This window comes from Pseudaquabacterium rugosum (genome assembly GCF_038066575.1).
Classification (GTDB): domain Bacteria; phylum Pseudomonadota; class Gammaproteobacteria; order Burkholderiales; family Burkholderiaceae_C; genus Pseudaquabacterium; species Pseudaquabacterium rugosum.
The window spans coordinates 438,219-452,477 of sequence record NZ_JBBUTF010000002.1; the positions used below are offsets into that span (position 1 = coordinate 438,219).

Genomic DNA, 14,259 nt, shown 5'->3' on the forward strand with positions numbered 1-14,259 from the left:
GGCGATTGTGGCGCGCCGGCGTCCGCCTCAGAACAGGAAGTAGCGCTGGGCCATCGGCAGCTCGACCGCCGGCTCGCAGGTCAGCAGGCGGCCGTCGGCGCGCACCTGGTAGGTCTGGGCGTCGATCTCCATCACCGGTGCATAGCCGTTGTGGACCATGTCGGCCTTGCGCACCGTGCGGCAGCCGCGCACGGCCGACAGGGTCTTCGACAGGCCCAGGCGCTCGGCATGGCCGAGGGCCATCGACGGCCGGCTGACGAAGGTCAGCGAGCCCGCGCCGACCGCCCGGCCGTGGGCACCGAACATCGGCCGGAAGTGCACCGGCTGCGGCGTCGGGATGCTGGCGTTGGGATCCCCCATCGCGGCCGAGGCGATGAAGCCGCCCTTGACGATCACGCTGGGCTTGACGCCGAAGAAGGCCGGACGCCACAGCACCAGGTCGGCCCACTTGCCGGCACGGATCGAGCCGACCTCGTGCGCGATGCCGTGGGCGAGTGCCGGGTTGATCGTGTACTTGGCCACATAACGCTTGATCCGTGCGTTGTCGTGGCGCAGGCCGTCGACCAGGCCGGGCTCGTCGAGCGCACCGCGCTGCAGCTTCATCTTGTGCGCGGTCTGCCAGGTGCGGATGATCACCTCGCCCACCCGGCCCATGGCCTGGCTGTCCGAGCTGAACATGCTGATCGCGCCCAGGTCATGCAGGATGTCCTCGGCGGCGATGGTCTCGCGGCGGATGCGGCTCTCGGCGAAGGCCAGGTCCTCGGCGATGCCGGCGTCCAGGTGGTGGCACACCATCAGCATGTCCAGATGCTCGTCGATGGTGTTGACGGTGTAGGGCCGCGTCGGGTTGGTGGACGACGGCAGCACGTTGGCCTCGCCGACCACCCTCATGATGTCGGGCGCATGGCCGCCGCCGGCGCCTTCGGTGTGGAAGCTGTGGATCGTGCGGCCCTTGAAGGCCTCGATCGTGTCCTCGACGAAGCCGCTCTCGTTGAGCGTGTCGGTGTGGATCGCGACCTGGGTGTCGGTGTCCTCGGCCACCGACAGGCAGCAGTCGATGGCCGCCGGCGTCGTGCCCCAGTCCTCGTGCAGCTTCAGGCCGATGGCGCCGGCCTCGATCTGCTGCTTGAGCGCGGCCGGACGGCTGGCGTTGCCCTTGCCCAGGAAGCCCAGGTTCATCGGGAAGGCGTCGGCCGCCAGCAGCATGCGGCGCAGGTTCTCCGGCCCCGGCGTGCAGGTGGTGGCGAAGGTGCCGGTGGCCGGCCCGGTGCCGCCGCCGATCATCGTCGTGATGCCCGAATTGAGGGCCTCGTCGATCTGCTGCGGGCAGATGAAGTGGATGTGGGTGTCGATGCCGCCGGGCGTGACGATCAGGCCCTCGGCCGACAGGATCTCGGTGCCCGGGCCGATGACCAGGTCGACGCCGGGCTGGGTGTCGGGGTTGCCGGCCTTGCCGATGCCCACGATGCGCGAGCCCTTGATGCCGATGTCGGCCTTGACGATGCCCCAGTGGTCGACGATGACGGCGTTGGTGACGACCAGGTCACAGGCCTCGCGCGTGCCGGGGCCGTTGGGCACCTGGCTCTGGCCCATGCCGTCGCGGATGGTCTTGCCGCCGCCGAACTTCACTTCCTCGCCGTAGCCGCCGGCGCGCAGCGTCAGGTCGTCCTCGACCTCGAGGATCAGCGCGGTGTCGGCCAGGCGCAGGCGGTCGCCCACGGTGGGTCCGTACATCTCGGCATAGGCGCGCTTGCCCAGGGTGGCCATCTCGGTTCCTGTCGTCGTCGTGTGGGGGGAGCGGAAAAGGTGGGCGCCGGCGGGCGCCCCGGCTCACAGCGGGCCCTGGACCTGGCCGCGGAAGCCGTAGATCACGCGGTTGCCGCCGATGGGCACCAGCTCGACCGTGCGCTGCTGGCCCGGCTCGAAGCGCACGGCGGTGCCGCTGGCGATGTTCAGCCGCTGGCCGCGGGCGATGTCGCGGTCGAAGGCCAGCGCGGCATTGGTCTCGGCGAAGTGGTAGTGCGAGCCGACCTGGATCGGCCGCTCGCCGGTGTTGTGCACCACCAGCGCGGTCACCGGGCGGCCGGGGTTGAGCTCGATCTCGCCGTCGTCGGTCAGCAGTTCGCCTGGGATCATGGGGAGGCTCCTCGGGTTCGCGGTCAGGCGATCGGCTGGTGGACGGTGACCAGCTTGGTGCCGTCCGGGAAGGTGGCCTCGACCTGGATCTCGGGGATCATCTCGGCCACGCCGTCCATCACGTCGGCGCGGGCCAGCACGGTCTTGCCCTCGCTCATCAGCTGGGCGACGGTCTTGCCGTCGCGTGCGCCTTCCAGGATCGCCGCGGTGATCAGGGCCACCGACTCGGGATGGTTGAGCTTCAGGCCGCGGGCCTTGCGGCGCTCGGCCAGCAGCGCGGCGGTGAAGATCAGCAGCTTGTCTTTCTCGCGCGGGGTCAGGTCCATGGTGGCGGGCTCGGGGTTCGGGGCCGTGGTGCGGCCGGCGCGCCGGCCGGTCCGCCCCGGGCGGTCTGCGCAGGATAGCGCGCAAGAGGTGTGCCATCGCCCCGCAAACCTGCGTATGGCGCGACGTCGGCGGCGGCGTCCGTGTCCGGCCCGGCGCGGCGGCGGCCCTGGCGGGCGGACGGACCGTGTGGGCCGGGCGAGGGTCCTGATCGGGTGCGTGATGCACCTTGTCGGGGCTGTCTGGCGCCGTCATGGTGCGTGATGAGGATCGCGCCAAACGGAATGGCCGGTCCGTTGCCCGATGCTGGTGCGCGTGTGGCGGGGGCGCTGGTGCGGATCTTGTACATCCGGTGCATGTCCACGTCCTTGCCGCGCAGCGCCGCGCCGTCCGCCGACGCGACGGCGGCCACCGAGCCGCCGCAGCAGGTCATCGCCTTCCGCCGCGACTACAACAGCTGGGTCGCCCGCGAGTCGATGGAGGACTACGCGCTGCGCTTCACGCCGCGGGGCTTCCGCCGCTGGAGTTCCTGGCGCGTGGCCAACACCGCCTTCGGCGCGGCCAGCTTCCTGATCCTGGAGGCGGTGGGGGCGACGCTGCTGGTCGAGCACGGCTTCTTCAATGCCGTGGCCGCCATCCTGGCCACCGGCCTGATCATCCTGCTGGCCGGCTGGCCGATCAGCGTCTATGCCGCGCGCCACGGCGTGGACATGGACCTGCTGACGCGCGGCGCGGGCTTCGGCTACCTCGGCTCGACCATCACCTCGCTGATCTACGCCAGCTTCACCTTCATCTTCTTCGCGCTCGAGGCCGCGGTGATGGCCTACGCGCTGGAGCTGGCCTTCGACATCCCGCCATCCTGGGGCTACGGCATCTGCGCGCTGGTGGTGATCCCGCTGGTCACCCACGGCGTGACGGCGATCAGCCGGCTGCAGGTCTGGACCCAGCCGCTGTGGCTGGCGCTGCTGGTGATGCCGCTGGCCTGGCTGCTGTGGCTCGGGCCGCCGGAGCTCGCCGGCATCGCCGCGCGGGCCGGCACGCAGTCGGGCACGGCCGGCTTCAGCGCGGTGGGCTTCGGTGCCGCGCTGACGGTGGGCATGGCGCTGATCACGCAGATGGGCGAGCAGGCCGACTACCTGCGCTTCATGCCCGAGCAGCCGCCGCCCGCGCCGGCGGCGGCCGGGCCGCGCTGGGCCTTCTGGCGCCGGCCGCAGCGCGCGCGCCTGGCCTGGTGGGGCGCGGTGCTGATGGGCGGCCCCGGCTGGGTGCTGCCGGGCGTGGCGAAGATGCTGGCCGGCGTGCTGCTGGCCGGTCTGGCGCTGGCCCACAGCCTGCCGGCCGAGCGCGCGGTCGATCCCAACCAGATGTACCTGGCGGCCTGGGAATACGTGTTCCCGCACTACGGTTGGGCGGTGGCGGCCACGGCGCTGTTCGTCGTCGTCTCGCAGCTCAAGATCAACGTTACCAACGCCTATGCCGGCTCGCTGGCCTGGAGCAACTTCTTCTCGCGCATCACCCACAGCCATCCGGGGCGCGTGGTCTGGGTCGTGTTCAACACGCTGATCGCGCTGGTGCTGATGGAGATGGACGTGTTTCAGGCGCTGGGCCATGTGCTCGGCCTCTACAGCAACATCGCGATCGCCTGGATCATGGCCGTGGTGGCCGATCTGGTGATCAGCAAGCCGCTGGGCCTGAGCCCGCCGGGCATCGAGTTCCGGCGCGCGCATCTGGTCGACATCAACCCGGTGGGCGTGGGTGCGATGGGCGTGGCCTCGGTGCTGTCGGTGGCGGCGCACCTGGGCGCCTTCGGGCCGCTGGCCCAGGCGTGGTCGGCCATGATCGCCGCCGGGGTGGCGATGCTGGTCGCGCCGCTGCTGGCCTGGGCCACCGGCGGGCGCTTCTATCTGGCGCCGCGCACGCGGGCGGCGCGCGAGCTGCAGCTGCGCCTGCTGGGCACGCCGCAGGGGCGGCCAGCCTCGGCCGTCACGCTGGCGGCCGCCGATGCGCACGACGGCGCACCGCTGGCCGGCCGGCTGCTGCGCCGCTGCGCGGTCTGCGAGGGCGAGTTCGAGCCCGAGGACATGGCCGCCTGTCCGGCCTACGGCGGCCTGATCTGCAGCCTGTGCTGCACGCTGGACGCCCGCTGCGGCGATCTGTGCAAGCCGCAGGCGCGGCTGTCGGCCCAGTGGCAGCGGCTGCTGCAGCGCCTGCTGCCGCCGTCGATGGCGCAGCAGCTCGACAGCGGCCTGGCCCACTACCTGATGCTGCTGGCGCTGGTGGTGCCGGCGCTGGCCGGCCTGTTCTGGGCGCTCTATGCGCTGGCCTTGCGCAGCCTGCGCGCGGGGGCGGCGGCCGATGTGGCCGTGGTTGCACCGCTGCTGCGCAACGGCCTGCTGCAGGCCTTCTTCGTGCTGCTGCTGGCCGCCGGCATGCTGCTGTGGTGGCTGGTGCTGGCCCAGCGCAGCCGCGAGCTGGCCCAGGCCGAGACCCGGCGCCAGACCCAGGCCCTGCACGCGCAGACGCTGCGCCTGAACCGCCAGACCGAGGAGCTGCGCCACGAGATCGCCTCCCACCAGCGCACCGACGCCGCGCTGCAGCAGGCCAAGGCCCAGGCCGACGCGGCCAACCAGGCCAAGAGCCGCTACATCACCACCATCAGCCACGAGCTGCGCACGCCGCTCAACAGCATCCTCGGCTATGCCCAGCTGCTGGAGGACGATCCCGCCATCCCGCCCCACCGGCGCGAGGCCATCCACGTCATCCGTCGCGGCGGTGACCACCTGCTGAGCCTGATCGAGGGCACGCTGGACATCGCCCGCATCGAGAGCGGCCGTCTCGCGCTGGAGAGCGCGCCGCTGGATCTGCCGGCCATCGTCGACGAGCTGGCCCACATGTTCAGCCCGCAGGCGGCCGCCCGCGGCCTGGGCTTCGAGCACCGGGTGATCGGCACGCTGCCGGCGCGGGTGCGGGCCGACGAGAAGCGGCTGCGCCAGATCCTGATCAACCTGCTGGGCAACGCGGTGAAGTTCACCCGCGCCGGCCAGGTGCGCTTCCGCGTCGAGCATGCGCGCGAGATGGCCCGCTTCGAGATCGAGGACAGCGGCCCCGGCATGGGCGCCGACGAGCTGCAGCGCGTCTTCGAGCCCTTCGAGCGCGGCCGCTCGGCCGGCGGCAACGCCACCACCGGCACCGGCCTGGGCCTGACCATCGCCCGCATGCTGACCGAGCTGATGGGCGGCGAGCTGACGGTGCGCTCGACGCCCGGCGTGGGCAGCTGCTTCACCGTGCGGCTGTACCTGCCGGCGCTGACGGCCCGGGCACGTCCGCGCGCCGCGGCGGGCCTGGCGCGCATCACCGGCCATGCCGGCCCGGCCCGCCGCCTGCTGGTGGTCGACAACGAGGAGGCCGACCGCCGGCTGCTGGCCGACCGTCTGGCCCCGCTGGGCTTCGTCATCGAGCAGGCCGGATCCGGCGAGGCCGCGCTGGCGCGCCTGGCCGACACCGCCCGGCCGCCGTTCGACGCCGTCTTCCTCGATCTGGCGATGCCGGGCATCGACGGCTGGACCACGCTGCGCCAGCTGCGTGCGCGGCACCTGACCGACGCGCCGGTGGCCATCGTCTCGGCCAACGCCTTCGACAAGGGGCTGGACAACGACCTGGGCATCAGCCCGGCCGACTTCCTCGTCAAGCCGGTGCGCATGGACGAGCTGCTGGGCTGGCTGCAGCGGCGGCTGGCGGTCGACTGGCGGCGCGAGGCGCCGGCGGCCGTGCCGGCCGCCGCCGTGGCGTCGCCCGCGGGGCCTACCGACGGGTCGCCTGACGGGCCACCTGACGGCCATCCCGAGGTGCGTTCCGCCGCCCTGGACGCCGCTGCCCTGCTGACGCTGGACGAGCCGGTGCGGCTGGGTTATCTGCGCGGCATCCTGCGCCAGCTCGACGCGCTGGAGGCGGCCCATCCGGCCGAGGCCGCGCTGCTGCAGCGCTGGCGCGCGCTGGCCCGCGGCTTCCAGCTCGACACGCTGGCCGAGCAGATCGCGCGTGAAGGCGAGGCCCGGGCGGCCGCACCCACCCCGCCGGCCGGGCCTGCGCCGGCCGACGGCCCGGCCGAAGATGCGGCCGAGGGTCCGGCCCAGCCTGCACAATCGGCCGCCCCCACGGCCCACCGTCCGTCCGCCCCGTGAACCCTCCTGAGGATCCGTCCGCGCTCCCGCCCCCGCGCCCGGCCACGCTCGCCGCGGTCGAGGCCAAGGTCGTGCTCATCGTCGATGACGTGCCCGACAACCTGAGCCTGCTGCACGACGCGCTCGATGACGCCGGCCATGCGGTGCTGGTGGCCACCGACGGCCCCGGCGCGCTGGCCCGCGCCCGCCAGGCCCAGCCCGACATCGTGCTGCTGGACGCGATGATGCCGGGCATGGACGGCTTCGAGGTGGCGCGCCGGCTCAAGGCCGATCCGGCCACGGCCGCGATCCCGATCGTCTTCATGACGGCCTACACCGAGACCGACCGCGTGGTCCAGGCCTATGCGGCCGGCGGCGTCGACTACGTGACCAAGCCGATCCAGCCGCGCGAGGTGCTGGCCCGCATCGCCGCCCATGCCCGCCATGCACGGGCCCAGGCCCAGGCCCATCTGGCGCTCGACGCCTTCGGCCATGCGACGGCGGTGCTGCGCCCGCGCGACGGCCGGCTGGTCTGGCAGACCGCGCTGGCGCGCGAGCTGCTGGCCGAGTTCCTGGGGCCGCATGGCGACCATGCGCCCGCTGAGCTCTGTGACTGGGCGCGGCGCGAGACCGCCCACGGCCAGCCGGGTCAGTCGCTGGTGCTGCAGCGCGGCCCGCGCCGCCTGACGCTGCAACTGCACGCCCTGCCCGACGCTGCGGTGGGTGAGCCGGCCGCCGCCGGTGGCGCCACGCCGACCGGCGAGTGGCTGGTGGTGGCCACCGCCACCGACGACGCGGCCCAGCTGGAGGCGCTGGCCCAGGCCTGGCGGCTGACCGCGCGCGAGGCCGAGGTGCTGCTGTGGGTGGCGCGCGGCAAGACCAACCGCGACATCGCCGACATCCTGGGCATGTCGCCGCGCACCGTCACCAAGCACATGGAGCACATCTTCGAGAAGCTCGGCGTCGAGACGCGCACCGCGGCGGCCGGCATGGCGCTGGGCATCGGCGCGCGGGCGGCCGCCCGGCCGCGCTGAGGCGCGGGGGCCGGGCCGCGGGTGCCGCGGCTCAGCGGGGGGGCTGGCGGCGCTGCGTGGCGCCGGCCCTGCGCAGCGGCAGCGTCTGCGGGCCCGCGTCGCTGCGCGCCGGGCCTTCGTCCCAGCGGGGCTCCAGCGTGGGCTGCACGCCCTGGCCGGCCGCCGCCAGGCTCCAGGCGCCGGGCTGGCGCCGGTGGAAGGGCAGCACCGGTGCGGCGGGCCGGCGGCGGTCGTGCGGCGTCGCGTCGCTCGCCCGTACCGACAGGTTGAGCCAGCGGCTGTCGAGCAGGCTGCTGTTCCAGCGGCTGTCGAAGCGGCTGTCGTTGGCCCGCGGTGGCGGCCGCCAGTGCGGTGGCGGCGTGGGCGTGGCACCGCCGCGGGCCGTGGCCACGGATGCCGTCGCGGCCTGACGCCCGATCTCAGGGCCCGGCGCGGCGGCGGTGGTCGGCGGCACGGCGGGGCCTTCGGCCCGTGCACGGACGGGCCGGTCGGCGCGGCCGGGCGGTGTGGCCGCGGCCGGCGGCATGACCGGCAGATCGAGGGGCAGATCGACGGTCTCCAGCGGGCGCCGGGCTGTCCGCGCTGCGGCGGCCGCCCTGGGGTCGTCCGGCCGCGCACTGGCGGCGCCCCCGCGGGGGCCCGCCAGCGCCCCGGGCGAGGGCGTGGCCGTGGGAGGGCACGGCGGGGCGGCCAGCGTGCGGCGGTGCTGGCCCGTGGCCGAGGGGCCGCTCGCCGGCCGCCGGCTGCCACCGGCCTCGCCCTGGCGTGCCGGGCGCGTGCCGCGCGCCGCGCCCGGTGGGCGGCGCAGGCCCTCGGCCCGCGGCTTGCGGCCGTTGCCCAGCCGGCGCAGCAGGTCGAAGCCCAGCGCGCTGATCAACAGCAGCGCCAGGGCCAGGGGCAGCAGGGCGGTCACGGGGAGGGTCATCGCGTACGGCTTGATCGGATGGGCCGCACCCGTGCGCGACCGTCTGCGGATCATTCTGGCAGTCGGGACCACGGCCGCCCACCCGCCGTTCACCGCTTGTGACGCCGTCGCATGTTTGTCACCAGCCGGGCGTGACGGCCGGCATACGCAGCCTGTCGTATGGCTGCCGCAGGAGCGCGCGCCCAGACTCCGTCACGTCGCCAACACATCCATCCCCGCGGTGCCGGCCCCGGCCCCGCGGACACCGGACCCACAGGAGCCTCTCGACATGCACGCTTCCCGCCGCAGCTTCACCGCCGCCCTCAGCGCCGTCGCCCTCGGCGCCAGCCTGAGCCTCGCCCCGGCCCATGCCGCTGATGACACGATCAAGGTCGGTGTCCTGCACTCGCTGTCGGGCACGATGGCGATCTCCGAGACGGTGCTCAAGGACGTGGCCCTGATGGCCATCGACGAGATCAACGCCAAGGGCGGCGTGCTGGGCAAGAAGCTGGAGCCGGTGGTCGTCGATCCGGCGTCGAACTGGCCGCTGTTCGCCGAGAAGGCGCGCCAGCTGATCAGCAAGGACAAGGTGGCCGTGACCTTCGGCTGCTGGACCTCGGTCAGCCGCAAGTCGGTGCTGCCGGTCTACGAGGAGCTCAACAGCCTGCTGTTCTACCCCGTGCAGTACGAGGGCGAGGAGCTGAGCAAGAACGTGTTCTACACCGGCGCGGCGCCCAACCAGCAGGCCATTCCCGCCGTCGAATACCTGATGAGCAAGGACGGCGGCAGCGCCAAGCGCTTCGTGCTGCTGGGCACCGACTACGTCTACCCGCGCACCACCAACAAGATCCTGCGCGCCTTCCTGCATGCCAAGGGCATCAAGGACGAGGACATCCTGGAGGAGTACACCCCGTTCGGCCACTCCGACTACCAGTCCATCATCGCCAAGATCAAGAAGTTCGCCTCCGAGGGCAAGAAGACCGCCGTGGTCTCGACCATCAACGGCGACTCCAACGTGCCCTTCTACAAGGAACTCGGCAACCAGGGCCTGAAGGCCAAGGACGTGCCGGTGGTGGCCTTCTCGGTCGGTGAGGAGGAACTGCGCGGCGTCGACACCAAGCCGCTGGTCGGCCACCTGGCGGCCTGGAACTACTTCCAGAGCATCAAGAGCCCGGCCAACACCGAGTTCGTGAAGAAGTGGAGCGCCTATGCCAAGGCCAGGAACATCGCCGGCCACAAGGACAAGCCGCTGACCAACGACCCGATGGAGGCCACCTACATCGGCATCCACATGTGGGCCCAGGCCGCGGCCAAGGCCAAGTCCGTCGACACCGACAAGGTGATCGCGGCGATGGCCGGCCAGACCTTCCAGGCCCCGGGCGGCTTCATGTCGACGATGGACAAGGAGAACCACCACCTGTGGAAGCCGGTGTTCATCGGCGAGATCAAGGCCGACGGCCAGTTCAACGTGGTGTGGAAGACCAAGGGCCCGGTGCAGGCCGACCCGTGGAGCGACTACATCGCCGAGAACAAGGGCAAGAAGAACGTTCCGGCCACCAAGTGAGTGGCTGACCGGCGCCCCTCGCCGGTCCCCGCATCAGGCCGGACCGGCTCGCCCGGCGCCGGCCTGATGCCGTTCGATTTCCAACCGCCTGCTGTCCGCTCCGGCGCGCCACGCGCTGGCCGGACGGTGGGCCCACGCCCGACTCCATGCGCCTGACCCGACTGTTGTGTGCCGCGCTGCTGGCGCTTCCGGCACTGCTGGGCCTGCCGGCCCATGCCCTGACGCCCGAGCAGGCCGGCGCCATCGCCGCCGGCGACAGCGATGAACGCGTGCAGGCGCTGGCCGAGCGCGTGCAGGCCGGCGACGCGGCCCTGGTGCCCTTCGTGCAGGCCCTGCTCGACGACGCGGTCAGGACCGCCGGCGGCAAGGCCTACATCGTGCGCGACGACAAGGTCGTCGAGGCCGCCAGCGGCGCGCTGTCCACGCTGCCGGCCGATGCCGAGGACGTGGTCAACAACAACCGCATGCGCGGCGAGCTGGAGGCCGCGGTGGCCGCGCTGGCGCTGAAGTCGGCCGATGTCGCCGTGCGCCGCCAGGCCGTCGACACGCTCAAGGACAGCGCCGACGAGTCGAAGCTGGCGCTGATCGACCAGGCGCTGGCCGCCGAGACCGATGCCGGCCTGAAGGCCGAGCTGGCGCTGCTGCGCGCCAAGGTGCTGATCACGGCCGAGGATCCGGCCAAGCGCATCGCCGCCGCGCAGGCGCTGGCGGCCGCGCCCGATCCGTCGACCCGCTCGCTGCTGCTGGAGCAGCTCAACGCCGAAAGTGATGCGCAGGTCAAGGCCGCGCTGCAGGGCGCGCTCGACCGCGTGCAGGCCACGCTGGCCTGGGGCGAGCGTGCCGGCGTGCTGTTCACCGGCATCAGCCTGGGCTCGATCCTGCTGCTGGCCGCGCTCGGTCTGGCCATCACCTATGGCCTGATGGGCGTGATCAACATGGCCCACGGCGAGCTGATCATGATCGGCGCCTACGCCACCTACGTGGTGCAGAACCTGTTCCGCGAACACCTGCCGGGCGCCTTCGACTGGTACATCGTGGCCGCCATTCCGGTGGCCTTCCTCAGCAGCGCGCTGGTCGGCGCCATCCTGGAGCGCAGCGTGATCCGCTGGCTCTACGGCCGGCCGCTGGAGACGCTGCTGGCCACCTGGGGCATCAGCCTGATGCTGATGCAGGCGGTGCGTTCGGTCTTCGGCGCGCAGAACGTCGGCGTCGAGAACCCGTCCTGGCTGTCGGGTGGCATCCAGGCCCTGCCCAATCTGGTACTGCCCTACAACCGGCTGGCCATCCTGGTCTTCGCCGGCCTGGTGCTGGCCGGCATGGCGCTGCTGATCGGCCGCACGCGGCTGGGCCTGTTCGTGCGCGGCGTGACGCAGAACCGCCGCATGGCCGCCTGCGTGGGCGTCAACACCGCCCGCGTCGACATGATCGCCTTCGCCCTCGGCGCGGGCATCGCCGGGCTGGCCGGCTGTGCGCTCAGCCAGGTCGGCAACGTCGGCCCGGACCTGGGCCAGGGCTACATCGTCGACAGCTTCATGGTGGTGGTGCTGGGCGGCGTCGGCCAGCTGGCGGGCACGGTGGTGGCGGGCCTGGGCCTGGGCGTGCTCAACAAGCTGCTCGAGGGGCTGGCCGGCGCGGTGCTGGCCAAGATCATGGTGCTGGTGTTCATCGTGGTGTTCATCCAGAAGCGGCCGCAGGGCCTGTTCGCGGTCAAGGGCCGCGAGCACTGAGCGCAAGGGAGATCCACCGATGACGACGACGAGCCTGAATTCCGCCGGCACGCTGCTGCCGCCGCTGACGCCGCGCCGCGGCCTGCTGCTGGGACCGGCCGGCTGGAGCGCGGTGCTGGCCGCGCTGCTGGTGGTGGCCGTGCTGGTGCCGCTGGCCAACCTGGCGCTGCCCGAGGGCCACGTGCTGCATGTCAGCGACTACACGGTCAGCCTGGCCGGCAAGATCCTCTGTTATGCGATCTGCGCGCTGGCGATGGACCTGATCTGGGGCTACACCGGCATCCTGAGCCTGGGCCACGGCCTGTTCTTCGCCCTCGGCGGCTACGCGATGGGCATGTACCTGATGCGCCAGATCGGCACCGACGGCCAGTACAAGAGCGAGCTGCCCGACTTCATGGTGTTCCTGAACTGGAAGGAACTGCCCTGGCACTGGAGCTGGAGCGACAGCTTCATCGGCCAGATGGCGCTGGTGGTGCTGGTGCCGGGCGTGCTGGCCTTCGTCTTCGGCTGGTTCGCCTTCCGCTCGCGCATCAAGGGCGTGTACTTCTCGATCATCACCCAGGCGATGACCTACGCGGCCATGCTGCTGTTCTTCCGCAACGAGACGGGCTTCGGCGGCAACAACGGCTTCACCGACTTCAAGCGCATCCTGGACGTGCCGATCGCCACGCCGCAGATGCGGGTGCTGCTGTTCGCGCTGACGGGCTGCACGCTGATCGGCTTCTACCTGCTGGGGCGCTGGATCGTGCACAGCAAGTTCGGCCGCGTGCTGCAGGCCATCCGCGATGCCGAGACGCGGGTGATGTTCACCGGCTACAACCCGCTGGCCTACAAGCTGGGCATCTGGTGCCTGAGCGCGGTGATGTGCGCGGTGGCCGGCGCGCTGTACGTGCCACAGGTCGGCATCATCAACCCCAGCGAGATGAGCGCGGCCGCCTCGATCGAGATCGCGATCTGGACCGCGGTCGGCGGCCGGGCCAGCCTGATCGGGCCGATTATCGGCGCGGTCTTCGTCAACGGTGCCAAGAGCTGGTTCACCGTGGCCTTCCCGGAGTTCTGGCTGTACTTCCTGGGCGCGCTGTTCATCGCGGTGACGCTGTTCCTGCCGCAGGGCATCATCGGCCTGCTGCGCAAGGCCACGGAGAAGCAGGCATGACGCCGGATCTGATGGAGCAGGGCGCGCAGCGGCGCGCCGCCTACGAGGCGCGTCAGGCGGACGCGGCCAAACGCACCGAGAGCGGTGACCGCAGCGCGTCCTGGGGCCGCGTGGCGCGGCTCGGCGAGCCGGACTTCGCGCACGGCATCGCGCTGTACCTGGACGACATCACCGTCACCTTCGACGGCTTCCGTGCGCTGAACAAGCTGTCGCTGCAGGTGGGCGTGGGCGAGCTGCGCTGCATCATCGGCCCCAACGGCGCGGGCAAGACGACGATGATGGACTGCATCACCGGCAAGACCCGGCCCGACAGCGGCACGGCGTCCTTCGGCTCGACGATCGACCTGCTGCGCCTGTCCGAGCCGCAGATCGCGCAGGTGGGCATCGGCCGCAAGTTCCAGAAGCCGACGGTCTACGAGGAACTGAGCGTGTTCGAGAACCTGGAGCTGGCGCTGGCCGGTGACCGCCGGGTGCAGGCCGCCTTGTTCCACCGTCTGTCGGGCGCGCAGCTCGACCGCATCGGTGAGGTGCTGCTGACGATCCATCTGAGGGACCAGGCCCAGCGCCAGGCCGGTCTGCTGAGCCACGGCCAGAAGCAGTGGCTGGAGATCGGCATGCTGCTGATGCAGGACCCGAAGCTGCTGCTGCTCGACGAGCCGGTGGCCGGCATGACCGACGAGGAGACCGAGCGCACGGCCGAGCTCTTCCTGTCGCTCGAAGGCAAGCATTCGCTGGTGGTGGTCGAGCACGACATGAAGTTCGTCGACCAGCTGACCGAGGGGCGCAAGAAGGTGACGGTGCTGCACGAGGGCTCGGTGCTGGCCGAGGGGCTGCTGTCCGAGGTGCAGGCCAACGAGAAGGTGGTCGAGGTCTACCTCGGCCGGTGAGGGTGCTTGTGCGTTCGGGGCGAGGACGTGTGGCGGTCGGTGCCCGGGCGCGGGCGGCCGGAACCCGGATGCCTCCGTGTCCCCCGGCTTCAGTCCACTGGACTGAAGCCTCCTCCTTGACCTGCGGCATTCGGGTTCCGACCACCCGCGCCCCCGTGACCTGCTTGCGCATGCGTGCATTTCGTCCTGCGCAGGGCGCCGGTGGTGGTGGGGGCGGGAGCTTTCCCGGTCGCTTGACGCAGGTCAAGGAGGAGACCTCCGTCCGGTGGACGGAGGTCGGGGGACACGGAGTCAAGCGACCGGGAAAGCTCCCGCCCCAGCGCGCGAACCGCCCCCCCCCCCACCCCCCCCCACCACCCCCGCCGCC

Annotated in this window: 10 protein-coding genes; 6 read left to right on the top strand and 4 right to left on the bottom strand. The window is 72.0% G+C overall.

Features of this window, described 5'->3' with window-relative positions:
• Positions 1-27: 27 nt before the first annotated feature.
• From ureC to AACH11_RS02565, 3 genes are all read right to left on the bottom strand, one after another.
• A complete protein-coding gene (ureC, locus tag AACH11_RS02555; RefSeq protein WP_341372618.1) occupies positions 28-1,767 on the bottom strand; it encodes an urease subunit alpha in 1,740 nt (579 codons plus the stop codon).
• Positions 1,768-1,830: 63 nt separating this feature from the next.
• Positions 1,831-2,136, bottom strand: a complete 306-nt coding sequence (locus AACH11_RS02560; RefSeq protein WP_341372619.1) for an urease subunit beta — start codon at positions 2,134-2,136, stop codon at positions 1,831-1,833.
• 23 nt (positions 2,137-2,159) lie between these two features.
• Positions 2,160-2,462, bottom strand: a complete 303-nt coding sequence (locus AACH11_RS02565) for an urease subunit gamma (protein ID WP_341372620.1) — start codon at positions 2,460-2,462, stop codon at positions 2,160-2,162.
• 354 nt (positions 2,463-2,816) lie between these two features.
• On the opposite strand from AACH11_RS02565, the gene AACH11_RS02570 reads away from it, so the two are divergent.
• A complete protein-coding gene (locus tag AACH11_RS02570) occupies positions 2,817-6,641 on the top strand; it encodes an ATP-binding protein (protein ID WP_341372621.1) in 3,825 nt (1,274 codons plus the stop codon).
• Positions 6,638-7,654, top strand: a complete 1,017-nt coding sequence (locus AACH11_RS02575; RefSeq protein ID WP_423228676.1) for a response regulator — start codon at positions 6,638-6,640, stop codon at positions 7,652-7,654. Before AACH11_RS02570 ends, AACH11_RS02575 begins: the two co-directional genes overlap by 4 nt.
• A 31-nt stretch (positions 7,655-7,685) precedes the next feature.
• On the opposite strand, the gene AACH11_RS02580 is transcribed toward AACH11_RS02575, so the two are convergent.
• Positions 7,686-8,579: a hypothetical protein gene (locus AACH11_RS02580; protein ID WP_341372622.1), complete on the bottom strand. Its 894-nt coding sequence runs from the start codon at positions 8,577-8,579 to the stop codon at positions 7,686-7,688.
• A 268-nt stretch (positions 8,580-8,847) separates the two neighbouring features.
• Here AACH11_RS02580 and urtA point away from each other — a divergent pair, with 268 nt between their 5' ends.
• From urtA to urtD, 4 genes are all read left to right on the top strand, one after another.
• Positions 8,848-10,122: an urea ABC transporter substrate-binding protein gene (gene urtA, locus AACH11_RS02585; protein ID WP_341372623.1), complete on the top strand. Its 1,275-nt coding sequence runs from the start codon at positions 8,848-8,850 to the stop codon at positions 10,120-10,122.
• Between the two features lie 146 nt (positions 10,123-10,268).
• Entirely contained in the window at positions 10,269-11,849 is a 1,581-nt protein-coding gene (urtB, locus tag AACH11_RS02590) for an urea ABC transporter permease subunit UrtB (protein WP_341372624.1), read from the top strand.
• 19 nt (positions 11,850-11,868) lie between these two features.
• A complete protein-coding gene (gene urtC, locus AACH11_RS02595; protein ID WP_341372625.1) occupies positions 11,869-13,005 on the top strand; it encodes an urea ABC transporter permease subunit UrtC in 1,137 nt (378 codons plus the stop codon).
• A complete protein-coding gene (urtD, locus tag AACH11_RS02600) occupies positions 13,002-13,892 on the top strand; it encodes an urea ABC transporter ATP-binding protein UrtD (protein ID WP_341372626.1) in 891 nt (296 codons plus the stop codon). Before urtC ends, urtD begins: the two co-directional genes overlap by 4 nt.
• Positions 13,893-14,259 lie beyond the last annotated feature (367 nt).